This window comes from Oxalobacteraceae bacterium OTU3CAMAD1 (assembly GCA_024123915.1).
Classification (GTDB): Bacteria; Pseudomonadota; Gammaproteobacteria; order Burkholderiales; family Burkholderiaceae_D; genus Rugamonas.
The window spans coordinates 5,728,639-5,753,016 of record CP099650.1 but is presented as its reverse complement, the minus strand read 5'-3'; the positions used below and the strand labels follow the sequence as shown (position 1 = coordinate 5,753,016).

The window sequence follows — 24,378 nt, the reverse complement described above, 5'->3', positions numbered from 1 at the left end:
TTCGGTCCGGGCATATGTCCAAGTCGCTGGAATTTCTGACGGAAGCGTTGCGCCGTCTGCCCGGCGTCGGCCCCAAGTCGGCGCAACGGATGGCGTTCCATTTGCTGCAGCATGACCGCGAAGGCGCGGACATGCTGTCGCGCGCGTTGCATCAGGCCGTCAGCGCCGTGCACCACTGCGCGCTGTGCAATACCTTCACCGAGGAAGACGTCTGCGACATGTGCACCGACGAGCAGCGCGACCGTCGTCTGCTGTGCGTGGTCGAGACGCCGGCCGACCAGCTGATGATCGAGCAGACGCTGACGTACAAGGGCTTGTACTTTGTTCTGATGGGGCGGCTGTCGCCGCTCGACGGCATCGGGCCGAAAGATATTCATCTGGAAAAGCTGGTGGCGCGCGCCGCCGACGGGCTGGTCACCGAAGTGGTGCTGGCCACCAATTTCACCAACGAGGGCGAGGCCACCGCGCACTACATCAGCGAGCTGCTGAAGGCGCGCGGGCTGAACGTCAGCCGTCTGGCGCGTGGCGTGCCGGTCGGCGGCGAGCTCGAATACGTCGACGCCGGCACGATCGCCCGCGCGATGCTGGACCGCAGGTCGACATGACAGATCCCAAATCTTCCGGGCCCTTAGCGGGCATCAAAGTGCTTGAGTTGGGCACGCTTATCGCCGGGCCGTTCTGCGCGCGCATGCTGGCCGAGTTCGGCGCGGAAGTGATCAAGATCGAGTCGCCCGATGGCGGCGATCCGATCCGTAAATGGCGGGTGTTGAAGGACGGCACGTCGCTGTGGTGGTCCGTGCAGTCGCGCAACAAGAAATCGTTGACGCTCAATATGAAGAGCGAGCGTGGCCGCGCCATCGCCCGTCAACTGGCGCTGGAAGCGGACATCATCGTCGAGAACTACCGCCCCGGCGTGCTGGAAAAATGGGACATCGGCTACGAGCAATTGAAGGCGCTCAATCCGGCCACCATCATGGTGCGGCTGTCGGGCTTCGGCCAGACCGGGCCGATGAAGGACTTGCCGGGCTTCGGCGCGATCGGCGAATCGATGGGCGGCTTGCGCTATGTGTCTGGTCACGCGGACCGGCCGCCGGTGCGCGTGGGCGTGTCGATCGGCGACTCGGTGGCGGCGCTGCACGGTGTCATCGGCGCGATGATGGCGCTGCGGCATCGCGACGCCACCGGCGGCAGGCTTGAGGGCGAGGGCCAGATGGTCGACGTGGCGCTGTATGAATCCGTCTTCAATCTGATGGAGTCGCTGGTGCCCGAGTTCGATCATGCGGGCGTGGTGCGCGAGCGTACCGGTGGGGCGTTGCCGGGCATCGTGCCATCGAATACCTATACGACGAAAGATGGCGAGAACATCGTCATCGCCGGCAATGGCGACGCGATCTTCAAGCGGCTGATGCTGGCCATGGGGCGCTTCGACCTGGCCGGGGATGCGCAGCTGGAGCGCAACGACGGCCGGGTGCAACGCACGCAGGAAATCGACGACGCGATACAGGCGTGGTGCGATACGCAGGATATCGACAGCGCGCTGACGGTGTTGAAGGCGGCGGATGTACCGGCCGGCAAAATTTACTCGGTGCGGGACATGATGGTCGATCCGCAGTTTTTGGCGCGCGGGATGTTCGAGCAGCACCAGTTTGCGGATGGAACGCCGGTCAAGTTGCCGGCGATATCGCCGAAGCTGTCGGCAACGCCGGGCCGCACGCAATGGATAGGGCCGGCGCTGGGGCAGCACAACGATGAGGTGCTGCGGTCGCTGGGCTATAGCGACGACGAGATCGCCGCGATGAAGAAGGACGGGGTCCTCTGATCGAGGACCCTCGGGACTACGTTACAACGGCGTGGCCAGCGCGCACTGGTTGCTCAGCATGAGCGTGATCGATTCCGGCGGCGACGGGTGGCCCAGGTAATAACCCTGCACCATGTCGCAGCCATATTCCTCCAGCAGCACCAGTTGCGCGTCGGTCTCGACGCCTTCCGCCACCACCGCCATCTTCAAGCCGTGCGCCATCGCGATGATCGCCCGCGTGATTGCCGCGTTCTCCGAATCCTGCGGCAACCCACAGATAAAACTCTTGTCGATTTTGAGCGCCCGCACATCGAAGCGTTTGAGATAATTCATCGACGAATACCCCGTGCCGAAGTCGTCTATCGACAGGTACACGCCGATCGCGCGCAACTGTTCCAACGTGACCATCGTGGCGCGGGCGTCGTCCATCAAGGTGCCCTCGGTCAGTTCCAGTTCCAGCAGCTCCGCCGGTAATCCGGTATCGTCCAGCGCCGACATCACGATCTGCGTCAGATTCTCGTCCTTGAACTGCTTGGCCGACAGGTTGACCGCCACCCGCAGCGGCTGTTTGCCCACCGACTGCCACGCCATGGCCTGCTGACACGCCGTGCGCAGCACCCATTCGCCGATCGGGACGATCAGGCCGGTCTCCTCGGCCAGCGGAATGAACTCGGTGGGCGAGATCACGCCGCGCTCCGGATGGCGCCAGCGCACCAGCGCCTCGACGCCGACGATCTGCGCGCTGGCGACGTCGATCTGCGGCTGGTACAGCAGATACAGCTCGTCGTTCTGCAAAGCCTTGCGCAGGCCGACCTCGAGCTTGACGTGGCTCATGATCTGCATCGTTAGCGAAGAGCTGTACAGCTTCGCGTTGTTCTTGCCGCAGTTTTTGGCGTGGTACATCGCCGTGTCCGCGTACTTGAGCAGGGAGTTGCAATCCTCGCCGTCCTCCGGGTACAGGGAAATGCCGATGCTGGCCGTGACAAAGATTTCGTGGGCGTCGATCAGGAACGGGCGCCGCATCGCTTCCTTGACCCGGTGCGCGACGTTGAGCGCGTTTTCCACCCGCTCCAGGTCGGGAATCAGGATGGTGAATTCGTCGCCGCCCAGCCGCGCCAGATTGTTGCCGCCCACTTCGGTGCGCGAGACCAGGTCGCTCGGCCGCGTGGTTTCGCGCAGGCGTTCGGACACGGCCATCAGCAAATGGTCGCCGACGTCGTGGCCCAAAGTGTCGTTGATGCGCTTGAAGGCGTCCAGGTCCATGAACAGCACGGCGAATTTCTTGTTGCCCTTGCGCGAGCGAATCAGCTCGGCTTCCAGGGTCTCCAGGAAGGCTTGGCGGTTCGGGATGCCGGTCAGGCTGTCGCAGTAGGCCAGGCGGCGGATCTGTTCCTCGGTGCGCTTGCGCTCGCTGATGTCGCGCACCAGGCCCAGCACCTCGTCGGGTCCCGTCGCCACCAGGCGCGCCTCGAAATGCCGCACCGGCAAGGGCACCGCGTGCTCGCCGTGACGCACGCGCGGGGCCGGGCCGGGGATCGGCAGTTCGTAGTCGAGCGAGCGGATGTGCTGGGTTTCCAGCACCGTGCGTACCTCTTCGAGCATGTGCTGGGCGATTTCCTCCGGCAGCACCTGGTTCAGGTGGCGGCCGACGCAATTGTCGCTGGAGAACACGCTGCTCGCCTCGTGGCCTTGTTCGTAGTCCAGATAGAAGCCGTCCTTGTTCATGCGGAAGAAGGTGTCCGGTATCGCCGCCAGCACGGCGCGGTGATGGGCGTCGGCGATGCGCAGGCGGGTGATGGCGTCGCTGGCGCGCAGCACGTAGAGCACGCGGTGGCCGAGGATGGGCCAGTTGATCGGCTTGGAGACGAAATCGGTGGCGCCGGCCTCGTAGGCCTTGGTGACCGATTCGAGCTCGTCGCCGCCGGTGACCATGATGATGGGCACGACCGCGTGCGTTTCCAGCCGGCGGATTTCGCGGCAGACGGAAAAGCCGTCCATGCCGGGCATTTCCACGTCGAGCAACACCAGGTCCGGCGCCATGCTCTGGTAGCAGGCAAGCGCCTGCACGCCGTCCTCGGCCTCGATGGCGTCGAGGCCGACCTGGGCCAGCATTTCCAGCATCAGCAGGCGCATCACGGGATCGTCGTCGGCGACCAGCACCAGACCGCGCTTGGGGGAGAAGGGCGTTGCCATTTTAAATTTCCTTTTCCAGGATAGCTCCCAATGCCTGCCGTACGGCCTGGAAAGATCGTTCCATATCATCGAGCAGGGCAGCGGCGCCTGCGGTGGTATCGTTGCGGCCCAGCTGTTCCATTTCCCTGCAGCGCTGCGCCAGCGCGTCGGCGCCCACGTTGGCGCTGCTGGATTTGAGACTGTGCGCCGCCTTGCGTATTTGCACAGTGCTGCCGCTGTCGATGGCGGACTTGATGGTGCGCAAATGGGTCGGGGTGTCTTCCAGATAAGCCTGCAGCACCCGCTCGAGCAGCGCGTCGCCATTGCTGGCGCTGAGCGCGCGGATGTTTTCCAGCGCTTGCCGGTTGATCAGCGGTTCCTGCAGCGGCGGGGCCGCCACGGCCGCAGCCACGGCAGCGGCGGCGGACGTTTCCGGCTCGTCGGGCGGGTTTGGCACATGGGCCGGAGCCAGCGCTTCGGCCGGGCCCTCCTGCGGCCCCGGCGCCACCCGTGGCAGCGTGATCCAGCGGCCGATGGTCTGCCCCAGCGCCTGCTGCGTGAACGGCTTGCTCAAATAGTCGTCCATGCCGGCGGCCAGGCAGGATTCGCGGTCGCCCTGCAACGCGTTGGCCGTGATGGCGATGATCGGCAGGCTGCGCGAGCGGCCGCGTTGTTGCTCGTGGCGGCGGATTTCGGTGGTGGCGGCGAAGCCGTCCATCACCGGCATCTGGCAGTCCATCAGGATCAGGTCGAAGTCGCCGGACTGCACCGAGCGCAACGCTTCCTGGCCGTTGCAGGCGCGGCTGACGTCGAGGCCCAGGCCCTCGAGCATGGCGCTGGCCACCTCGACATTGACCGGATTGTCCTCCGCCAGCAACACCTTGCGGCCCTTGCGCGCGCGCTGCGCCGGCAACGTCGTGCTGGAGCTGAATGTCGACAGCGGCGGCGCCGCCGGCGACGCCGTCCCCGTATGCGACAGGCGGATCGGTCGCTCGTCGCCATGTGTCAACGATTGCAACGATGGCGGGGACGCCGGCGGCGGCGCCGTGCGCGCCGGTTCGGCGTTGCGCATCTGCGTCTGGGTGACGACGCAGTCGTAGAGGTCGCACTCGCGCGGCGGCTTGATCAGTTGGAAGGCGACCCCGGCCTCGCGCTGCTGGACCCGGTCGGCGGCGTTGCGTTCCGTGCTCAGCAACAACAGCCGCGTGGCGGCCAGGCCGGCGTCGGCGTGGATCGCGGCGGCCAGCGCCAGGCCGCTGGTGCGCGGCAACTCCATGTCGAGAAGCACGACGTCGAAGGGCTGCGCGACCGACGCGGCGTGGCGCAGCTGTTGCAACGCCTGGGTGGCCGACGCGCTGGTGCTGAGCACGCGCCAGGCCGTCAGACGCCGTTCCAGTTCGGCGCGGCTGGTGGGGTTTTCGTCAACAATCAAAGCGCGTATTCCCAAATTGGTGTTGGAAGGATCGTCAAAATCGACGCGTGGTTTATCGAAATTTACGGCAAACCAAAAGATCGACCCTTGAGTTAACGCATGATCGACGCCTATCGTGCCTCCCATGAGCTCCACCAGTTGTTTTGAGATCGCAAGTCCGAGTCCGGTGCCGCCGTGTTTGCGCGTGGTCGAGCCGTCCGCTTGCGAGAAGGAATCGAAAATGCGCGAGCGCGCCTCGTTCGAGACGCCGATGCCGGTGTCGTGCACCTCGAAGCGCAAGCCGACAGTTTGCGTATCCTCCTGCACCACCGCGACCTTGACGGTGATCTTGCCGCTTTCGGTGAATTTGACGGCGTTGCCCAGTAGATTGAAGATCACCTGGCGCAAGCGGTTCGGATCGCCGTGGATGGCCACCGGGATGTCGTTGGCGATGGCCAGCTCCATCCGTATGCCCTTGGCCTGCGCCTGCGGCGAAAACACGTTGTCTATATCGTCGAGCAAATCGCGGAAGTTGAAATGGATGTATTCCACTGTCAGCTTGCCGGCCTCGATCTTGGAGAAGTCCAGGATGTCGTTGATGATCACCAGCAAATGCTCGCCGGAACGCTTGACCATGCTGGTGTAGTGGCGTTGCTGCTCGCTCAGTCGCGTGGCCAGCAGCAACTCGGTCATGCCCAGCACGCCATTCATCGGCGTGCGGATTTCATGGCTCATGGTGGCCAGGAAGGCGCTCTTGGCCTGGCTGGCCGCCTCGGCCGCGTTCTTGGCCTTTTCCAGTTGCTCGGTACGCACGCCGACCTGGCGTTCGAGCTGGTCGCGGTATTGCGCCAGCGCGCCGTCGCGCGCCTCGACCTGGGCCAGCATGTCGTTGAAGCTGTCGATCAGCGCGCCGAGCTCGTCGCTGCGCTGGTGGCTGATGCGCTCGGTGGGCTGGCCGCGGCTGACCTGTTGGGCCGCCGCGATCAGCTTGCCGACGGGCTCGGCCACGCTGCCCTTGAAGCGCGCCGCCATCAGCAGCGCCGTCATGAACGACAGCACCGCCGCGACAGCCGCCGCGCCCAGGTTTTTCAGGATGTCGACCCACATGCGCGTTTGCGAGCGCTCGATCAGCACGGTGCCGGCCAGCGCGTCGCGGCCGCGCACGTCGCGCAGCAGGCGCATGGCCGGCGCCCAGGGCGGGCCGGTGCGTTCGCTGCGCACCTCCGGCCCGGTCAAGGGGATATCGAGCAGGGGCGGCGCTTGCTGTGCGTCGGGCAGATCGTCCGACGCGTAGCGCGCCAGCAACTTGCCGTCGCCGTCGTACAGCGCCGCCTGCAGGATGTCGTCCTCGGCCACCAGGGTCGCCAGCGTCTGCTCAGCTTGCTTGCGGTCGCCGCGCGATAGCGCGATCATGCTGTTGTTGCCGATCACGCCGGCCAGCGACGCCAGTTGCTTGCGCTCGTCGTCGGTGTGGCTGAGTACGGATGTGACGGCGAAGGCAATGAATACCAGCATCAAGGCACTGCCCGTCGACAGCACGGAAATGATGGTCAGTTTCTGGCTCAGGCCGGAACGTTCGAAATTGAACATCGCGTGGCGGTTCCCAACGATACAGTGGGCGCCGAATGCGTCGACGCGGGCGGTGCGCGGCACACGATTCCTGAGTGCCACTAGGAAAAATATATGTATGTGGCAAGGGCGATGTTGATCTAGGTCTAAGGCAGCACGTTTGCGCATTCTCAAACGCTTTCCGATACCACACTTCAAGCTGGCGATATGGAACCTAAGAAGATCTTGTTTATGGCCGAGGCCGTGACGTTGGCGCACGTGGCGCGCCCGCTGGCGCTGGCGGCGACGCTCGATCGCGGGCGTTACGACGTCCACATCGCCTGCGCGCCCGGCTATGAAATGTTCTTCAAGGGCAGCGACGTACGCAGCTGGGGCATCACCAGCATTTCCAGCGCGCGTTTCCTGGCCGCGTTGGCCGCCGGCAAGCCGGTGTACGACGCGGCGACCCTGCGCCGCTATGTCGAGGACGACCTGCGCGTGTTGAAGGCGGTGCGGCCCGATGTGGTGATCGGCGATTTCCGCCTGTCGCTGTCGATCAGCGCGCGACTGGCCGGGGTGCCGTATGTGGGCTTGATCAACGCCTACTGGAGTCCCTACGTGCGACAGCATTACAGCGTGCCGGCGATCGGCCTGTCGCGCGTGTTGCCGATCGCTATCGCCGACCGGATGTTCAAGCTGGCGCGCCCGCTGGCGTTCGCCTTGCACAGCGTGCCGCTCAACCAGGTGCGCCGCGCGTACGGCCTGCCGCCGCTGGGCCACGATTTGCGCCGCGTCTACACCGACGCCGACCACGTGCTGTACGCCGACATTCCGGAGATGTTTCCGGCAACGAGTATGCCTTCCACACATTGTTATCTGGGACCGGTGACGTGGTCGCCGCCCACGGAGTTGCCGCACTGGTGGGATGCTTTGCCGGCGGGCAGGCCGATCGTTTATGTGACACTGGGTAGTTCGGGGCAGGGGGCGTTGTTGCCGCGCGTGTTGCAGGCGTTGGCGCCGTTGCCGGTCAGCGTGATCGCGGCGACCGCCGGCAACGTGGGCATGGGCGCGATGGGTGCCATGGGAGCGGTCCCGCCCAACGCGTACGTGGCGGCTTACCTGCCGGGCATCGAGGCGGCCCGCCGCTCCAGTCTGGTTATTTGCAATGGCGGCAGTCCGACCAGCCAGCAGGCCCTGAGCGCCTGCGTGCCGGTGCTGGGCATCGCCGGCAATCTCGACCAGTATCTGAACATGCACGGCGTGGTGGCCAGCGGCGCCGGCGCCTTGCTGCGCTCGGACCGCTTGAGCGGGGACGCCTTGCGCCGCGCCGCCGTCGACTTGCTCGAACAACCCGGCGCCAAGGCGTCCGCGCGCAAGGTGGCCGAGCAGTTCGTCCGCTACGACGCCGGCGCCCGGCTGTCGGGTCTGCTGCTCAAGCTGCTGCCGTTGTGACGGAGCGTCGCGCCAACCCGTACGCTTTCGCCGATACGCATGCGTTACCGCTTAGGGGTCGTACCCCTTGGGGTACGACCCCGGCGGCCCGGGTGGCCGTGCGGGTAGAACAGGCGAAAAAAAACGGACCGAGGTACGCCGCCAGGGTCCGCCAAAGTTAGACAGCCGAGGTGTCAGGATTTGTTCTCGGTTTTGACTTTCCGGCGGCTGCCCATTGCCAGGCCGGCGAAGCCCAGGCCCATGATGGCCAGGGTGCCGGGTTCCGGTACGGCCTGCGCGCCGAAGGTTTGCGACGAGTCCACTTTCAGGAACGGTACCGTGGTGGGGGTGGTGCCGTCCCACATCATCGTCGGCGAGAAGAACGAGGGCACGTTGGTGGTGCCGGTGACCTTGTCCTGGAAGATGGAGCCGGTGACGATGTCCAGGTAGGCCGGGTCGACGTAATCGATCATGAAGCGCGAATCGAACGAGCCGGTGCCGACCGCGCCGCTGGCGGTGAAGCTGGCGTCGTTGAACACCAGGTGGCCCGACAGGATGATGATGCCGTCGCCGTCGGTGTCGCCGGGCGAGGTGCCGCAGCCGGTCGAGGTCGAACCGGTGCCGTAGCAGCGCACGGTGTCGCCGCCGTTGCCCGGCACGGCGCGGCTGCTGCCGGGGCCGTTGGTGATCTGGTCGAAGTAGATGGCGATGTTCTGCACGCCGGCGCGCAGCGGATCGACGTCCATCGCGGCCGACTGCGATGGCGGCAAGGTGAAGTGGGCGGTGGTCGGCGTCTGGAAGTCGACCAGTTCCTGGAAGCGCACCACCTTGCTGATCTCGAAGGTGGTGTTCAGGCCGCCTGGCGTGACGATGGCGGGCGTGTTGCTGTTCGACATAGTGCCGATGACCATCTGCGAACGCAGCTCGGTCAGGTAGGGCGCGGCGGCGCCGGGGCCGACGGTGATGCCGGGAATGAAGCCGGTGGCCAGGCCGGTGTCGGTGACGTTGGTCCACAGGTCGGCATAGGTGCTGTAGGCGCCGCTGCCGGTGACATCGAGGCCCACAGTGGGGCCGGCGCTGGCGGTGAGCGGCGCGGCCAGGGCGGTAGCGATCGCGGCGGCGGCCAATGCGGGTTTGATGATGTTCATGTGTGTGCTCCCTGGAGTTGACGGAACCCGGAAATCGGGATCGTATGGCCTATAGAGCAAAACCCTTGCCAAGCAAGGTGAACCGTAAGGAATCAAGCACTTGCGCGGAGTCCAGCCTACGCTTTTGCAACTATTGTAAAAAAAGCCGTCAATAAAAAAACGGACCTCGGGCATGGCGCCGGGTCCGTTGAAAAAGAGCGGAAGAGCTCGCTGTCGCTGCTGTAACAGCAAACAGTGGATCAGCAAGGAGCGCTGGTTTTACGACGCTTGCTCAGTGCCAGCCCGGCCAGGCCCACCCCGATGATGGCCACGGTGCCGGGTTCCGGCACGGCGGCGAAGGACTGGGAGGAGTCCACTTTCAGGAAGGGCACGGTGGTTGGCGTGGCGCCGTCCCACATGGAGGTCGGTGTAAAGAATGACGGCACGTTGGTGGTGCCGGTGAAGCGGTCCAGGAACACCGAGCCGGTGACGATGTCCAGGTAGGCGGGATCGACATAGTCGATGACGAAGCGGGTGTCGAACGAACCGGTGCCGACGGCCCCGCTGGCGGTGAAGCTGGCGGTGTTGAAGACCAGGTGGCCCGACAGGATCATGACGCCGTCGCCGTCCGGGTCGGCCGCGCCGCCGCCGCAACCGTTGGCGGCGCCGCCGGTGACGCCGGTGCCATAGCAGCGCACCGTGTCGACGCCGTTGCCGGGCACGGCCTGGCTGGCGCCGCCGGGCGTGATCTGGTCGAAGAACACGGCGAAGTTCTGCACGCCGGCGCGGGTGGGATCGACGTCCATCGCCGCCGACTGGCTGGGCGCCAGCCCGAAGGTGGCGGTGGTGGCGTTTTGCGACGTGACCAGTTCCTCGAAGCGCACGACCTTGGTCAGCTCGAAGCTGGTGTTGAGGCCGGCCGGCGTGACGATGGCGCCAACATTGCTGTTGCTCATGGTGCCGATGACGGTTTGCGTGTGCAGCGAGGTCAGGTAGGGCGCGATGCCGCCGGGACCGCCAACGGTGGCGCCCGGCACGAAGCCGGTGACCACGGCGGTGTCGGTGATGTTGGTCCACAGGTCGGCGTAGGTGGTGTAGGTGCCGGTGCCGGTGGGATCGAGGCCCACCACGGGGGCGGCGAGCGCGGCGAACGGTGTTGCCAGCGCGGCGGCGAGGATAGAGGCGGCGGCGGGTTTGTAATAGTTCATAGCTGTTCCCCAAGAAATAGAAGACCCTGGAAATCAAGGTCGCTCCACCTCTTCAGCAAAACCCCTGCCAGCTTGGACGAAGCCTGTGGATTCAAGGGCTTGCGTCGCGCCGTGTGTTGCATGTCGAACAGTGCGTAAAAAATTCCGGCATTTGTTTGATTTAGTTCAGCTCGCTTGCCTTTACTGTCGAGGCCGCTTTGATTTTGCGTGCCGGAATGCCGCCCCAGATTTCGCCGGCGCCGATGTGGGTGTCCTTGGTGACGACCGCGCCAGCCGAGACGATGGCGTTGTCGCCGATGCGCACACCCGCCATCACCACCGCCTTGGCGCCAATGGTGACGGTGTCGCCGATGACGACAGCTTTGAGCTCCAGCCGGCTGCCCTCGATCACGTGCGCGAAGATCACCGCGTCATGGCCGATGATGGTGTTGCTGCCGATGCGCGTGAGCGGCGGGTCGAGCAGGGCGCCGGCGCTATAGGTGTTGGCGCCCAGCTTGGCGCCCAGCGCCAGGTAGATCAGCCGCACGATCGGCACCGGAATGAAGTGCGTGCGGATCAGCGAATTGAACAGCAGCAGGTAGAACAGGATGTTGACGTTGGCCGCCAGTTCGTGGCGCGAGTTCTCCGCCACCTCGCCCTCGCGCAGCGGCATGACGAACAGGAAGCAGCGGTACACGGCGAACGCCGCCAGATAGGTCAGCAGCACGGCCGCCAGCAGCAGCGCCACGCCGCGAAAATCGCCCAGCGGCAGGCCGCCCAGCAGCAGCGCGGTGGCGCCTATGCCCAGCGCCAGGATCACCGTCAGCAAGCCCAGGAACACGGCGATCTGCAACGGCTTGATGGCGCGCATCAGCGGCCCCCCGCCGGCGGACCGACCAGCAGTTCGTTCAGCGGCTTGCGGATCGAGCGCGCCGCCGCCGGCTCGCCGGCGCCGATGCGGCCCATGAACACGGCGGTCTCCCATACCCGCTTGCCGACCAGCAGCTCGCCCTGTTGCGACAGGTCGGCCGCGCGCTGCTGCATGCCTTGTGTGCCGGAAAACACGCGGCCCTCGCGCACGTAGCGGGAAAAGATCAGCGGCGTCAGCTCCGGCTGCAATTGCAGGCCCAGCGCCGTGGCCGTCAGCCAGAAGCGCTGCATGGCCCGGCCCGCCGCGACATAGTCGTCGATGCGCTGCGGGCGGTGCTCGGCCGTCAGCACGAAGTGGGCGGCGCAGGCCAGGCCGGGGATCAGGTCCATCTGCAGGCGCGGCGCCACCGTGCCGGCCAGCCAGGTGTTGAAGAATTCCACGCGGCGCCAGTCGCGCATGATCCCGCGCATCAGTTTAGCGGTCATCGCGTCCACGCCCAGCGCCTGGTCGGGCATGCGGTCCTCGCTGTAGCGGGCGTTCCATTCGATGACGGCCTGGTGCACCTGGTGGGCCTCCGGCATCGTCAGGCGCAGCTTGGCGTTGCGGTACATCAAACGCGCCGCCGCCACGCGCTGGCGGCCTTCGAGCCACGTCACGCGGAATCCCGGCGGCAGGGTGGCGGTCAGCGCCGTCTTCTCGGCCGGGGTCAGCGGGCGCCGGCTCAGCGGCCGGCGCTGCACGCTGCGCGGCAGGATGAAGTCGGCCAGCGGATCGGCGTCGAGTTGCGGTGCCGGGACGAAGTCGACGATGAACGTGGGACGTGTCTCGGGCGCTTCCGGCCGCCGCGTGACTTGCGTCTCCAGTCCGAAGGTGCTGGCGGCGACGGCCATCGTTTCCAGCAACGCGCCCAGCGATATCTGGCTGGGGTGGCCGTCGAGGTCGTAGACGCAGTGGTCGCGCGTGTCGCGGCCGTGCACGATCAGGCGGCGCGAGTCGAGGATCTCGAAGCGCCACGGCTGGGTGTTGTCGCCGCTGGGCGCCCAGCGCGCCAGCTCGAGGATCTGTTCCAGCGTGGAATCCAGATGTTGTTCCATCTTGCTCATGATTCGTCTCCAGGACGGCGCCGCTTGGCCAGCATCATCGCCAGCCGTTGCAGCGGATGGCGGTGGCCGCCGGGACGCCAGGTGCGTACCAGCTTGTTGCGATAGCCGTCGTATTGATAGCCGCGCGGCGCGGCCAATATCTCGCCGCGGTTGAGCATGATCTTGAGCGCCTCGGTGGCGGCGGCACCGGCACACAACTCGCAGCCCATGATGGTGGAGGGGCCGCGCTTCTCCTTCAAATTGATGCTGGACGGATCGACCAGATAGCGCCCGTGCAGTCCCGCCGGCGCCAGCCCGACCAGGAAGCGCAGCGCCTTCTCGTCGTCGGGCAGGTCGCCCCAGCCGAAGTACTGCTCGAACGTCATTTCCCCCGGCATGAAATTGAGCACGGCCGTACCCATGCCCAGCGGCGCCGCCGTGATCGCCGGAATGCCAAGCTTGGCGCAGGCGGCGAACGTGGCCTGGCGCGCGCCGAAGGCGAAGAAATCCAGGCCGTCGACGTACAGGTCCACGCCCTTGAAGAACTGGCGCATGTTGACGCCGTCCACGCCGGTCGGAAAGCTGGTGATCTGCAATTCCGGATTGATATCGCGCGCCATCGCCTCCAGCACCTCCACCTTGGGCAAGCCCAGGGTGGACATGTTGGCGCCGATCTGGCGGTTAAAGTTGGCGATATCGAAGGTGTCGAAATCGGCGATGTGGAATGCGCCCACGCCCAGCCGCGCCAAGGTCAGCAGATGAAAGCCACCGACACCGCCCAGTCCGGCGATGGCGATGCGCTTTTCCTTGAGCAGGGATTGTTCGGCCGGCGTCACCCAGCCGAGGTTGCGCGCGAAGGCGTGGTGGTAAGAGAAGGTCTGCGCCATGTGTCTCCCGGGGAACTGCCGCCGTGCGGCTGAAGGAGTTTGGACAGATGACTTAGATCAAAAGTTCCGCAGGTATCGAAAAAAAAAGTGGAGGAACCGAGCGAACCCCCCATCGGCTTTTGCCACGACGCCAGCTTCGCCGCTTGGGGGTCGTACCCCAAGGGGTACGACCCCGGGTGGCAGTGCGGGTTGGCTGCAGGCGAAAAAAAAGCCGGTTCAAAAGAACCGGCCCTCTCAGCACATCAGCAACAACCGCCGCGCTTGCCGGCGCCGCCGTAGCGCGCCTCCTGACGTTCGCGGAAGAACTCCTCGTACGTCATCATCGGCTCATCGGGATGGGTGGCCTCCCGATGGCTGACATAGGTGTCGTAGTCCGGCAGGCCCATCATCAGGCGCATGCTCTGCCCGAGATAGCGGCCCGCCTTGGCGATGTCGCCCAACATCATTGCACCTTGGGCGCCAGCACCATCGGGCTTTCCATGGCGGTCGGCTTGCTGTTGGCGCGCGCCACCATCACGGTGCGGATGCCGAACACCAGCACGCTGAGCACGACGATGACGAAGAAGCCGGCCAGCGACGCGTCGAGGTAATCGTTGAACACGATCTGGTGCATCTGCGCCACCGACTTGGCCGGTGCCAGCAGCTTGCCCTCGTCGAGCGCGCCCTGGTACTTGGACGCGTGCGCCAGGAAACCGATTTTCGGATCGGCATGGAAGATCTTCTGCCAGCCGGCCGTCAGGGTGCACAGCAGCAGCCAGATGGTCGGCACGATGGTGACCCAGGCGAACTTGCCGCGCTTCATCTTGAACAGCACGCAGGTGCCCAGCATCAGCGCGATCGCCGCCAGCATCTGGTTGGCGATGCCGAACAGCGGCCACAAGGTGTTGATGCCGCCCAGCGGATCGACCACGCCCTGGTACAGGAAGTAGCCCCAGGCCGCCACGCACAGCGCGGTCGCGGTCAGGTTGGCGAACACGTTCTCGGTCTTTTTCATCGAAGGCACGAAGGCGCCCAGCAGATCCTGCAGCATGAAGCGGCCGGCGCGGGTGCCGGCGTCGACGGCGGTCAGGATGAACAGCGCCTCGAACAGGATGGCGAAGTGGTACCAGAAGGCCATCATGGCCTGGCCGCCGATCACGTTCGACAGGATGTGGGCCATGCCGACCGCCAGGGTCGGGGCGCCGCCGGCGCGCGAGATGATGCTGTGCTCGCCGACATCCTTGGCGGTCTGGGTCAGCATTTCCGGCGTGACATAGAAGCCCCACTGCGAGATCGCCGCAGCGGCGGACTCGGCCGTGGTGCCGATCAGCGCGGCGGGAGAGTTCATGGCGAAGTAGATGCCGGGCTCGATGGTCGAGGCGGCCACCAGCGCCATGATGGCGACGAACGATTCCATTAGCATGGCGCCGTAGCCGATGAAGCGGGCGTGGCTTTCATTCTCGATCATCTTGGGCGTGGTGCCCGACGAGATCAGCGCGTGGAAGCCGGACACGGCGCCGCAGGCGATGGTGATGAACAGGAACGGGAACATCGAACCCGACCAGACCGGGCCGGTGCCGTCGATAAATTTCGTGATCGCCGGCATTTTCAGGTAAGGCGCGACGAACAGGATGCCCAGCGCCAGGCCGACGATGGTGCCGATTTTCAGGAAGGTCGACAGGTAGTCGCGCGGCGCCAGCAGCAGCCACACCGGCAGCACCGAGGCGACGAAGCCGTAGCCGATCAGCATCCAGGTCAGCTCGGTGCCGGTGTAGTTGAACATCGGCGCCAGCGCCGGATTTTCCTGCACGTACTGGCCGCCGAAGATGGCCGCCATCAACAGCACGAAGCCGATGATCGACACCTCGCCGATGCGGCCGACGCGGATATAGCGCGAATACACGCCCATGAACAGCGCGATCGGGATCGTCATCATGACGGTGAAGCTGCCCCACGGCGAGCCGGTCAGCGCCTTGACCACGATCAGCGCCAGCACCGCCAGGATGATGACCATGATCATGAAGGTGCCCAAGAGCGCGATCATGCCGGGGATTTGGCCCAGCTCCGATTTGATCAGGTCGCCCAGCGAGCGGCCGTCGCGGCGCATCGAGATGAACAGCACGATGAAGTCCTGCACGGCGCCGGCGAACACCACGCCGGCCAGAATCCACAGCATGCCCGGCAGATAGCCCATCTGCGCGGCCAGCACCGGCCCGACCAGCGGACCGGCGCCGGCGATGGCGGCGAAGTGGTGGCCGAACAGCACGTATTTATTCGTCGGCACGTAGTCGAGGCCATCGTTCATCTTGGCGGCCGGCGTCATGCGTTTGTCGTCGAGCCCCAGCACCTTGTCGGCGATGTACAGGCTGTAGTAGCGGTAGGCGATCAGATAGACGCACACGGCGGCGATGACGATCCAGATCGCGCTGACGGACTCGCCGCGCTTGAGGGCCACCACGCCCAGGGCGGCGGCGCCGCACAGGGCCAGCGCCGCCCAGCCGAGCTTGCTGGCCAGGGTCTGGGGTGTTCTAGTGGGTAGTGTATTCATGCTTCCTCCAAGGTAGTTCTTGCACTTCGTCTAGTGCTGCCTTGGCCTTGTTAATCCGGCATCGTGGCAGCTTATGGCGAGTATTCACGAAGCTGATAATCGGCGCAAGCGCAGCACTACGCAGTCGCGTTAGGTAGTACTACGTACGGCCGGGGACGCGCGGGGGCGTAAAATCGCGGAAACTGGAAAATTTGGATAATTGGATGGGCGGTCTCTCATGAAGTTGCGGCAAAAAGTCATATTCCTGGCCATCACGCCGCTGATTCTGGCGCTGTGCGCGATCGCGCTGGCGGTGCGCCACCAGTCGGTGTTGCTGGCCCAGCAGCAGCGCGACACCATCCAGCAAGCGTATCTCAGTAGCAAGGAGGCCGAGCTCAAGCACTACGTCGCGCTGGCCTCGCATTCGATCTCGCACCTGTACAATTCCGGCCGCAACGATCCGGCGACCCTGGAGGAGGCCAAGCGCATCCTGTCGTCGCTGAGCTACGGCGACGATGGTTATTTCTTTCTGTACGACATGAACGGCAATACCCTGATGCATCCGCGCCAGCCGGAGCTGGTGGGCCGCAACCTGTTCGAGCTGCGCGACGCGCTGGGCCGGCCGACGATCCAGAACCTGCTGCAGCGCGCGCGCGCCGGCGGCGGGCTGGAGCGCTACATGTGGATCAAACCGTCGACCCGCAAGCCGGTCGCCAAGCTCGGCTATGTGATCGCGATGCCGAACTGGGGCTGGATGATGGGCACCGGCATTTATCTCGACGATGTCGACCGCGCGCTGGCCAAGATCGACATCCAGCAATCGGGCAACATCCACAACACCATGCTGTGGATCGCCGCCATCGCCATCGCCGCCTCGGTGACGGTGGCCAGCACCGGGCTGGCGCTCAACATCAGCGAATTCCGCGTCGCCGACGCCAAGCTCAAAGTGCTGGCCCAGCGGGTGGTGGAATCGCAGGAGGAGGAGCGGGCGCGGCTCTCGCGCGACTTGCACGACGGTATCAGCCAGTGGCTGGTGTCGATCAAGCTGCAGATCGAGGCGGGGATGATCAGGCTGTCGTCGGACAAGCCGGAGCAGCGGCAGGCCGCGCACGCGGTGTTCGAGCACGCGGCCGGGCAACTGAGCAATGTGATGGGCGAGGTGCGGCGCATTTCGCACAACCTGCGCCCGGCCATCCTCGACGACCTGGGGTTGGCGGCGGCGCTGCACCACCTCGGGCAGGAATACACGCTCAGCAGCGGTACGCCGGTGCGCTTCGAAGCCGGCGGCATCACCGACGGCTTGGCCGATGTCGCCAACACGGTGCTGTTCCGCATCGCGCAGGAGGCGCTGACCAATATCGAGCGCCACGCCGGCGCCAGCGCCATCGAGATCGCCCTGACCGGCGACGGCAAGGGCGTGAACTTGCGCATCAGCGACGACGGCGTCGGCTTCGACGCCGAAGGCATCGCGCTGCATCCCAAGCATGGCATCGGATTGCGCAATATGATGGAGCGGATGGACGCCATCGGCGGCCGGTTCGAGATCGTCTCCTCGTCGGACGGCACGGTGTTGACCGCCTACGCCGCCAACAATAGCTGAACAAAGCCAGCACAAGGGCTAATATGAATCATCGCAGCATCAAAATAGTACCGGGAACGCCATGACCTCTACAATCAAAATTCTGCTGGTCGACGACCACCCCCTGGTGCGGGACGGCCTGCGCGCGCGGCTGGAGGCGATGCCGCAGTTCGAGGTCGTGGCCGAGGCGGGCGGCGCGGCCGAGGCGCTGGAGCAGGCGGGCCAGTGCACGGTCGACCTGGTGCTCATGGATATCAATATGCGCGGCACCAACGGCATCGAGGCGACCGCCCAGTTCAAGCAGGCGTTCCCCCGCATCGCGGTGCTGATCCTGTCGATGCACGACAAGCTCGAATACGTGTCGCAGGCGATCCAGGCCGGCGCGCGCGGCTACGTCCTCAAGGACGCGCCCGGCAAGGACATCGTCGTCGCCATCGAGACCGTCATGTCCGGCGGCATTTATTACAGCGCCGCGCTGGCGCGCCAGCTGGCGCAGCCACAGAACCAGGACAACCAGTTGACCTCGCGCGAGCACGAGGTGTTGCGCCACATCGCCAACGGCGAATCGAACAAGCAGATCGCCCGCGCGCTCGACCTCAGCGTGCGCACCGTCGAGACGCACCGGCTCAACATCAAGCGCAAGCTAGGTATCGAAGGGCAGGCCGAATTGATCCGTTTTGCGGTGCAACACGCGCAATGACATAACTTTCACCATGATTCTTTGTTTGGATGCAACAAAATCGCGTCGAAGCTGTAATACTGTTGAGCAATTTCTAATATTTCGTGTTTGTCCGGCAATATCTGATATATTCTAACTGCTTAGAAAATTGCAATTGTGTAAAAAGAAAAATGTTTTTGTGTGCAGTCAGTTGTTCCTATACTGGTCATATTGCAAATTACTCTACTGCCCCATGGCACTGGTTTGCACCGTCATAGTCGAACGATCGCTGCGCGTACAACCCTCGATGAGAAATTGATGTCCGCGCCAGATACTAGCCCGTTCCCCCTCGTGGAATTCCAAGCGGTGTCCAACGCTCGCAACGAGTGGGTGGCACTGACTTTCGAATTGTCCGCCGACGCGGGCGACGCCTTCCAGTCCACGCTGACCTTGTTCAGAACCCCCGACGTCTTCGCCGCGCTGGCCCCGCTCGACTGCATCGTGCCGGTGCCCGATCCGGCGTCGCTGGAACTGTCGCAACTATCGACCCTGCCGTCCAGCCGCGTCATCCTGCGCGTGCCGGCCGCGCCGTGCGCGGACGTGCCGGTGCAAAAGAAACTCGCCTCCATCGCCGAGGCCGGCTATCGCATCATGATCGAAGGTCTCACCGCCGGCTCGACCGCCACCATGTGCGGCGCCACGGCGTTGATGGTTGACGCCTCGACCAAGCTGCCGCCGGTGCTCGCGCTCATCGGCCAGCCCGGCCCGCACCTGGCCGCCGGCATGCACAGCGAGCTGCGCATCGCCGAATGCGCGCAGGCCGGCTTCCACTGGTTCAGCGGCGACTACGCGCTGCATCCGTCGCAAGAGCACGCCGGCGACGGCACCTCGCGCAAGCGCCTGCTGGCGCTGCTCGGCATGCTGGCGCGCGACGCCGACTCGCGCGAGCTCGAAGTGCTGCTCAAGCAAGACCCGGCGCTGTCCTACCACCTGTTAAAACTGGTCAACTCGGCCGCCTTCGCGCTCAGTTCGCCGATCCACAGCTTCGGCCAGGCCATCAACGTGCTGGGGCGGCGCCAGCTGCAACGCTGGCTGCAATTGCTGCTCTACGCGCGACAGCAGGACGACGGCCTGGCCAATCCGCTGCTGCCGCTGGCGGCGGTGCGCGCGGCCCATATGGAAGCGCTCAGCAAGTCGCTCGGCTGGGACCGCGACCAGCAGGACATGGCCTTCGTCGCCGGCGTGTTCTCGCTGCTCGACGTGCTGCTGGGCATGTCGATGACGGAAATTGTCGCCGCGCTCAGCCTGGATCTGGATGTCGTCATGGCGCTGCTGGACCGGGGCGGGCCGCTGGGTGAATTGCTCAGCCTGGTCGAACACCACGACCGCGACGCGCTCGACAAGGCCGGCATCGACGCCGACACCTACTGGCAAGCGCAGCTGCAGGCCTACCACTGGGCCATCCAGGTCAGCAGGAATCTATAAGCCATGGCCGACCATCCCGTCTCCGACTTCCTCAACCACAGCGCCGCCGTCTGCGACGCCGTGCTGCGCCTGCGCGGCAGCGCCATGGCCGAGGAACTGGGACGCATCGTCCGCAGCGTCACCAACAGCCCGCTGGGCGAATACATGCCGGCCGACGCCGTCTCGCTGCTGGTGCCGCCGCCGGTGGAAGAAATCCTGGCCGCCAACGACGCCGCCGTCCCCAGCCTGACGCAGGACATCTGGTTCGAGGACCGTTATTTCGGCCGCTTCATCGTCTCCGGCCGGCTCGGCTACAGCGAGGCCGACCGCCAGCACCTGGCCAGCCTCGCCACGCTGGCCGGCAGCGTGCTGCAAGTGCACTCGCTGGCGCAGCGCAGCACCCACGCCTACGTGCAGGTCGAATCGCAATTGCAGCACCAGGCGCAGATCCTCGACCATATCCACGAATCGGTGGTCACGATGGACATGAACGGCTTCATCCTCAGCTGGAACAAGGGCGCGGAGCGACTGTTCGGCTACACCTCGGTGGAAGCGGTGGGGCGCAACATCCTGTTCCTGTACGACGATGAAGACATCGACGCCCACGACCCGTTCCTGGAGCAGGGCGGACGCCTGATGGAAGTGCGGCGCAAGAAAAAATCGGGCGAGGTGTTCTGGGCCAGCCTCTCGCTGTCGCCGCTGTGCGACCTCAACAAGCGCTCGATGGGGCTGATCGCCTACCTCACCGACATCACCGAGCGCAAGCTGGCCGAAGAGCGCATCCACCACCTCGCGTACTACGACGCGCTCACCAACCTGCCGAACCGCACCTTGCTGACCAAGCTGGTGGACCAGGCCTTGATGGTCGCGCAGCGCGGCAAGGCGCAAGGCTGCGTCCTGTTCATCGACCTCAACCGCTTCAAGATGATCAACGACACGCTCGGGCGCAAAGTCGGCGACGAATTGCTGTGCGAAGTGGCGCGCCGCTTCCGCACGGTGCTGCGCGACCAGGACCTGGTGGCGCGGCTGGGCGGAGACGAATTCGCCATCGGCCTGTTCGATCTCGGCCAGCACTTCGAAGCGAGCATGGTCGCGCAAAAGCTGCTGGCCACGCTCAACAGCCCGATCATGATCGACGGCCACGATTTACGGGTGGGCGGTAGCATCGGCATCAGCGTCTATCCACAGGACGGCGACGACGCCGAAACCCTGCTGCGGCTGGCCGACATCGCCATGTACCGCGCCAAGCAGGAGGGCGGCGTCAACGGCGACCACGTCGCCTTTTACAGCCAGGACATGAATCAGGGCATGCAGGAGCGCATGCGCATCGAAACCGGGCTGCGCTACGCGCTCGGCAACGGCGAGCTGCTGCTGCACTACCAGCCCAAGTTCTCCATCGACACCGGCAAGATCATCGGCGCCGAAGCGCTGGTGCGCTGGCGCCATCCGGAGCGCGGCCTGGTGCCGCCGGTCGAGTTCATCCCGCTGGCCGAGGCGACCGGGCTGGTGGTGCAGGTGGGCGAGTGGGTGCTGGAGGCGGCCTGTTCGCAGGCCAAGCAGTGGAAGGACGCAGGATTGCCGCCGATACGGCTGGCGGTCAACGTATCGGCGCGCGAGTTCACCGCGTCGCTGCCGGGGCGGGTGATGGATACGCTGAACCGGTACGGGCTGGAGCCGTCGTGGCTGGAGCTGGAGATCACCGAAAGCACGCTGATGCACAACATCGACCGCGTGATCGGCATCATGGACCGGATCACGGCGCTGGGCGTGACGTTGTCGCTGGATGACTTCGGGACAGGGTATTCGAGCTTGTCGTATCTGAAGCGGTTCCCGATCGACACGTTGAAGATTGACCGGTCGTTCACGATCGGCATACCGAGCGACGCGAACGATTGCGCGATTGCGAATACGATCATCAGCATCGCGCAGCAGTTGAAGCACAAGGTGATCGCCGAGGGCGTGGAGACGGTGGAGCAGCTGGCGTTTTTGAAGAATTCGGGCTGTGACGAGGTGCAGGGGTATCTGTTCTCGCAGCCGCTGGAGGCGGCGGCCTTCGAGCTGGCGCTGCGCGAGAACTGGACGCCTGGGCAGGCCAGCAGAGCCGCCTGATGCGCTTCTGACCGCATGTGCCCAGTGCGCCGAGTGTCACGGATGTAACGTAGGGCGGATTAGGCGGGACGCCGTAATCGGCCATGAGCCGCCAAGGCCTCATTTTCGACCAGCGAAGCGCGATTACCCATCAACGGGTTGAATTCTGTATAATGCTGCGCCATAGGAAGCGTGGCCGAGTGGTTGAAGGCAGCAGTCTTGAAAACTGCCGACGGTGTGAGCCGTTCGTGAGTTCGAATCTCACCGCTTCCGCCAAGAAATAAGAAAAACCGGCTATATGCCGGTTTTTTTATTGTCGGGCGGAATTTTCTTCGCCGTGACGGCCTTGCCCCGTCCGGCGTGCATAAAGTAACTCGTAATTACATCGTGCGATCAGGTAATTCCAATGTGAGTGGGTGGAAGGGGAAATATTCTTGCGTGATTGACGGCGCTTGGTTATTTCACGAGCCTGTGATTTGATCTGCGTATTTGACTGCATCAGCAAACTGTTGTCCCAAAGCAGCAACACTATAGGCATTGTAGCTGTGTGCGCCACCGACGGTGACAACAAGGCTGGTCATTAATCCTGATGAGGTTAGTCGTTGTTGCCAGGAACTCTCTTCGGGTCTCGCAACTAACTCTAGAAAAATTTGCAAGTCAATTAGATGGCTTTGGTCGATCGCATGGCCTAGCATAAAAAAAATCGGCGCGTCGATTTTTTCATCCAAATACGCTGCAAAGATCTTAGCTAGAAGCTCCGGTTTTTTCATATCCGTAACTTTTTCGATTATCAAGAAGAGGGTGGCGCCTATGTCCTGAGCTTGGTTGTCGTTGTTTAGTCTTGCACGAATTAGCCGTGCATCCCTAGAGCTACGCAGACTCGGCTCAGCCAAGAATTTTTCCAATTTTGCTTGAAAAATTCGTGCTCGCAGGTCGTAGCTGCCCTTTGCCAATTTCAGGGCAGTACCTACAAAAGGAATGTCTTTTAGCAGTGGGTTTGTAATTAGTTGGTCGAATCCTGCTTCCACAACCTCTGCCGCAGCTTCAAGAATATTTCGATCTTTATTTTTGCTCATTTATTTGCATTCGATGAAAGGGGGCGACGACATCTTTAGCGACTGCCCACCGGTTGACGCCTAGCCTTATTTCAATTAAAAATATATACCGAATATCGGGTTAACATAAGGTTTGGCGCAAACTTGGCCAGGATTCCGTTCTCAGCATAGCCTTAGGACTGCGGTGAGTTTTTTCTAAGCGGTGCAGCGCATAATAGCGTTGGACAGCTGGGAGTCGGATGTAAATTACTTTATAAAGATTGGAATAATGGTTTGCGGCAATGTGTTACCAGATTCGTCTTTGATTAGGGTGTCGGGATGGCTGCGACCAATATGGATCTCGTAACTATACAGTCCGTCGTTAATGTTGGCATATTGCGATAAAATATTAAATACAGGGTCAGACATTCGATAAATTAATTGTTTATTTCCATTGGCATAACGAATGCCGCCAGAACTATCTAGCTGATAAAAGCTATTTTCATGGGGGTTGAAAATTCCGATAAAACAAGCGGTGGATCGGTCAACAGGATTGTTGAAATCGAATATTATATTTCTGATATCGGTTAGTGAAATAGGGAGTTCAAAGTTTGGTGTCGCCTTAGTCAATAAAAATTTCATCTCATTTTTGGAAGAGCTCGTTTTTTCAATGGTCTTTGCTGGTTTTGAAATAGCGTCACCTCGCACCCATCCGATAAGGTCATTTTGCCACACTAAATCTGGAATGGATTGCATAATTCCCAACCTGATGTCCTTGCAATCATTAGCTATATTGCACATGCGGCTCAATACTTTTTTTCGGAATAATTCTAATTTTCTCGGCTCATTGCGTTCAATCATCTCAGAACCGTGTTTTTTCACTTTTTCTTCTATACTTTCTTCTGAAAGTACTACCGAAAACATTGGTTTTCCATTTTCTACTGCATAATCAAATTCTATCTCGGTGTAGCTCAGTCCAGTTTTTTTTTCAATAGTTCCGTATCTCCCACCGAGTATGAGTATGTAAATGTCTGACTCATCAATCCATCTCTTAATAACTTCAAGCTGGGATTCATTGCCGGCACTAAATAACTCCATCCCTGCTGGGATGTGGTGGCATTTTAAGATGGCCTCGACAGCTGCTTGCCGTTCCAGCTTGAGGTCGTCAAAAGTAGATGAGATAAATACTTGAAATTTCTTATTCATTTTTATGTAATTTTACTTGATAGTTGATTGTCGAAATGAACAGAATCTTTTGACTGGTCGAAAGGGTGTTGTTCTGATAGTAACATTTTTCGTCTGCTAACGTCCGCGCCAGCAGCTACTCGACCCATTGAATATTTTTTTGGAAGAATGTTTGAGGAACTATTTTTACCAGCGATCCAGCCATGTTAGCATTTATGCGGCGTCCTGGCTGTGGTTTAGCTGGTACCGATCAGTGCCGTGTGGGCTCAACTCTCGCGACTGTCCAGTTTATCGTACTCGTTCGAATATTCATCTTTGCCGCCACTGTTGACGGTAGCTGTGTGGAGTAC

Annotated in this window: 18 protein-coding genes and 1 tRNA gene; 8 read left to right on the top strand and 11 right to left on the bottom strand. The window is 62.9% G+C overall.

Translation table 11 applies throughout. From position 1 onward, the window contains the following. Positions 1–14: 14 nt before the first annotated feature. The gene (gene recR / locus NHH88_24500) at positions 15–605 is read left to right on the top strand and encodes a recombination mediator RecR (GenBank protein ID USX12818.1); all 591 of its coding nucleotides are present in this window, start codon (positions 15–17) and stop codon (positions 603–605) included. Further along, a complete protein-coding gene (locus tag NHH88_24495) occupies positions 602–1,819 on the top strand; it encodes a CoA transferase (GenBank protein ID USX12817.1) in 1,218 nt (405 codons plus the stop codon). The genes recR and NHH88_24495 overlap by 4 nt, the downstream gene beginning before the upstream one ends. A gap of 21 nt (positions 1,820–1,840) precedes the next feature. On the opposite strand, the gene NHH88_24490 is transcribed toward NHH88_24495, so the two are convergent. Further along, positions 1,841–3,991, bottom strand: coding sequence for an EAL domain-containing protein (locus tag NHH88_24490; protein ID USX12816.1), 2,151 nt, complete (start codon positions 3,989–3,991; stop codon positions 1,841–1,843). A gap of 1 nt (position 3,992) precedes the next feature. After that, entirely contained in the window at positions 3,993–6,971 is a 2,979-nt protein-coding gene (locus NHH88_24485; protein ID USX17419.1) for a response regulator, read from the bottom strand. Positions 6,972–7,181: 210 nt separating this feature from the next. Between NHH88_24485 and NHH88_24480 the strand changes: the two genes are divergently transcribed. Beyond that, positions 7,182–8,381 carry a glycosyltransferase gene (locus NHH88_24480; protein USX12815.1) on the top strand — a complete coding sequence of 400 codons (1,200 nt, stop codon included), beginning with the start codon at positions 7,182–7,184 and terminating at the stop codon, positions 8,379–8,381. A 173-nt stretch (positions 8,382–8,554) separates the two neighbouring features. On the opposite strand, the gene NHH88_24475 is transcribed toward NHH88_24480, so the two are convergent. The 7 genes from NHH88_24475 to NHH88_24445 all read right to left on the bottom strand — a co-directional run bounded on the left by NHH88_24475 (position 8,555) and on the right by NHH88_24445 (position 16,041). Next, a complete protein-coding gene (locus NHH88_24475) occupies positions 8,555–9,508 on the bottom strand; it encodes a PEP-CTERM sorting domain-containing protein (GenBank protein ID USX12814.1) in 954 nt (317 codons plus the stop codon). 239 nt (positions 9,509–9,747) lie between these two features. Then, positions 9,748–10,695, bottom strand: coding sequence for a PEP-CTERM sorting domain-containing protein (locus NHH88_24470; protein USX12813.1), 948 nt, complete (start codon positions 10,693–10,695; stop codon positions 9,748–9,750). Between the two features lie 160 nt (positions 10,696–10,855). Then, positions 10,856–11,545 (bottom strand): acyltransferase, encoded by a 690-nt coding sequence (locus NHH88_24465; protein USX12812.1) that lies wholly within the window; start codon positions 11,543–11,545, stop codon positions 10,856–10,858. Further along, positions 11,545–12,648, bottom strand: a complete 1,104-nt coding sequence (locus tag NHH88_24460) for a nitroreductase family protein (protein USX12811.1) — start codon at positions 12,646–12,648, stop codon at positions 11,545–11,547. Before NHH88_24460 ends, NHH88_24465 begins: the two co-directional genes overlap by 1 nt. Further along, positions 12,645–13,514 carry a ThiF family adenylyltransferase gene (locus tag NHH88_24455; protein USX12810.1) on the bottom strand — a complete coding sequence of 290 codons (870 nt, stop codon included), beginning with the start codon at positions 13,512–13,514 and terminating at the stop codon, positions 12,645–12,647. The genes NHH88_24460 and NHH88_24455 overlap by 4 nt, the downstream gene beginning before the upstream one ends. 242 nt (positions 13,515–13,756) lie before the next feature. Beyond that, positions 13,757–13,957 (bottom strand): YbdD/YjiX family protein, encoded by a 201-nt coding sequence (locus NHH88_24450; GenBank protein USX17418.1) that lies wholly within the window; start codon positions 13,955–13,957, stop codon positions 13,757–13,759. Then, a complete protein-coding gene (locus tag NHH88_24445) occupies positions 13,957–16,041 on the bottom strand; it encodes a carbon starvation protein A (GenBank protein ID USX12809.1) in 2,085 nt (694 codons plus the stop codon). Before NHH88_24445 ends, NHH88_24450 begins: the two co-directional genes overlap by 1 nt. 217 nt (positions 16,042–16,258) lie before the next feature. On the opposite strand from NHH88_24445, the gene NHH88_24440 reads away from it, so the two are divergent. From NHH88_24440 to NHH88_24420, 5 genes are all read left to right on the top strand, one after another. Further along, positions 16,259–17,620, top strand: coding sequence for a cache domain-containing protein (locus tag NHH88_24440; GenBank protein USX12808.1), 1,362 nt, complete (start codon positions 16,259–16,261; stop codon positions 17,618–17,620). A gap of 61 nt (positions 17,621–17,681) precedes the next feature. Then, positions 17,682–18,299 carry a response regulator transcription factor gene (locus NHH88_24435; protein USX12807.1) on the top strand — a complete coding sequence of 206 codons (618 nt, stop codon included), beginning with the start codon at positions 17,682–17,684 and terminating at the stop codon, positions 18,297–18,299. Between the two features lie 276 nt (positions 18,300–18,575). Beyond that, positions 18,576–19,742 carry an HDOD domain-containing protein gene (locus NHH88_24430; protein USX12806.1) on the top strand — a complete coding sequence of 389 codons (1,167 nt, stop codon included), beginning with the start codon at positions 18,576–18,578 and terminating at the stop codon, positions 19,740–19,742. Positions 19,743–19,745: 3 nt separating this feature from the next. Next, entirely contained in the window at positions 19,746–21,830 is a 2,085-nt protein-coding gene (locus NHH88_24425; protein USX12805.1) for an EAL domain-containing protein, read from the top strand. Positions 21,831–21,995: 165 nt separating this feature from the next. Continuing rightward, positions 21,996–22,085: transfer RNA gene (locus NHH88_24420), tRNA-Ser, on the top strand. Between the two features lie 185 nt (positions 22,086–22,270). Here the strand turns inward: NHH88_24420 and NHH88_24415 are convergent. Beyond that, the gene (locus NHH88_24415; protein ID USX12804.1) at positions 22,271–22,885 is read right to left on the bottom strand and encodes a hypothetical protein; all 615 of its coding nucleotides are present in this window, start codon (positions 22,883–22,885) and stop codon (positions 22,271–22,273) included. A gap of 225 nt (positions 22,886–23,110) precedes the next feature. Beyond that, entirely contained in the window at positions 23,111–24,049 is a 939-nt protein-coding gene (locus NHH88_24410) for a DUF4062 domain-containing protein (protein USX12803.1), read from the bottom strand. Between the last annotated feature and the right edge of the window lie 329 nt (positions 24,050–24,378).